Below are 1,599 nucleotides of genomic sequence, written 5' to 3'. Positions count from 1 at the left end.
TTCTGGTGGTTGTTCTAGGATGTGAGGATGAGCAAAAAGCCGCCGCATGTATTTAAAGGCCGTGGCATAATAATGGCCGTCACAAATACGTTCGTCGTTGACAATTTTAACCGGAATATATTTGCGCTTTATAACGGTTCCCTCATCAGATAACTCATTGACCCTCAGTTTGTTGCCAAAGGCAATAAATAGAGATGTGGTTCCAAAATCATAGATATGATGATATATGGGCTTAATTCCAAGAGAACCCAGGTCGGTGATGAAGGCTGTGGCATGGAAAGGGCTTGCTTTATGGATTGCCTTTGGTAATAGACCATAATAATCCAGGGTTCTGAAACTCCAAAGCACAAATCTGAGCAGCCAGCGGGGAAGCAGCATGAAAAGTTTTGCCGTATTGTCGGTATCGTTCTGAGTATTTTCATCCTTGTTTCCGGCGACTGCGGCGTTAAGCCTCTCTGCAATAGTAAAGATAGTGTCTGTCGGAGCAAAGGGAATTTTTATAGTTGTTTCAAGGCCGTCTTCGTGGAGTCTTTTTTTAATCGCCAGCGTAATTAGAATTTCGTTTCGGGCATAAATGCGCTGACCTGCGATAAAGCGGTTCAGACGCGGATACTGGGAAATTGTTCATACCGCAGCGGCCATAAAAACATGGAGAAAACCAATATTGCTAAACCCGCGATCATGCAAGGATCGAAGCAATTTTTCTACCGGGGAAATTTTAAATTGGTCTTCATAATAATCCTGCGCATCGGATCTGGTGCGCATAATGAACGGAGTAATTTGGTAGAAAGGACTAAGTGTACGCAGCCAGCGTCCGTCATAGCGGTCGCCTCTCCGATGTTTCATACTCTTTACCGCCTTTGCTTTTACACAATAGCACCAGCAGTATATATCGACTTATTTTGTTTTGTCAAAAAAACGCCCCAGCCGGGCTGCAAGAGCCAGCCGGGGGCGATGTATTAGAAACTGTATTTTACTTCTATATAATAGTAGTCTTTGTCGATGGTGCTGCTCTTGCTGAAGGTCCCCAGTTCCCGGTTTGCATCTCCACTGGGGAGGAAGGAGCCATACTGGACGGTTCCTGCTTTAAGACTGAGGCCATCACCGAGCTGGTAGCTTACTGAGGCAGTTCCAAGCCAGTCCCGAGCACTTGTTTCTGCAAGGAAGAGGGCTTCTGGCTGCAGGGTTTCGTTCAGGTACTTGCCTGCAATGCGGAGACTTACCCCATGTTCCCACTGGTAAGCCTGCCCGTCGTATTGGCGGAGCATGGTGGCAGCTTGCTGGTCGCTTGGGTTGGTGTAGTCCGATGGTGCTTTATAGTTCAGGACGTAACGGGGAGCCCATGCAAGGGAAAGGGAAGTGGTTCCGTTGATGAACGAACGGGTGGCCTGGAACACTCCCTGAAGGTATGAGTTCTTTTCGAGCGGGGTAAGGCCTTCTAAATCGTTAGTAAGGCTTAGAGCCCATTCGGTTCGGATGTCAAAGCCTGCGATCGTGTAAGCCGCGTCGAGGCCCATCTGGTGTATGCGGTTGTGGACCGGCGTATAGGTGATTGTGGTTGGAATGGGAAAGCCCACAATGCTCACGGTAAAGTCCGGA

Annotated in this window: 2 protein-coding genes and 1 pseudogene; all 3 read right to left on the bottom strand. The window is 48.1% G+C overall.

The features are described from left to right. A pseudogene (locus tag Q7P68_RS13970) lies at window positions 1-378 on the bottom strand (hypothetical protein); the annotation flags it as partial. 246 nt (window positions 379-624) lie between these two features. Next, window positions 625-846, bottom strand: coding sequence for a hypothetical protein (locus Q7P68_RS13965; protein WP_304226697.1), 222 nt, complete (start codon window positions 844-846; stop codon window positions 625-627). A 113-nt stretch (window positions 847-959) separates the two neighbouring features. After that, window positions 960-1,599, bottom strand: a 640-nt coding sequence (locus tag Q7P68_RS13960; protein WP_304226695.1) for a hypothetical protein, incomplete at its 5' end; no start/stop codon positions are given.

The organism is Gracilinema caldarium, assembly GCF_029265695.1.
GTDB lineage: Bacteria > Spirochaetota > Spirochaetia > Treponematales > Breznakiellaceae > Gracilinema > Gracilinema caldarium_A.
The sequence above is the reverse complement of the archived record's forward strand: the minus strand, read 5'-3'. Positions and strand labels throughout refer to the sequence as shown.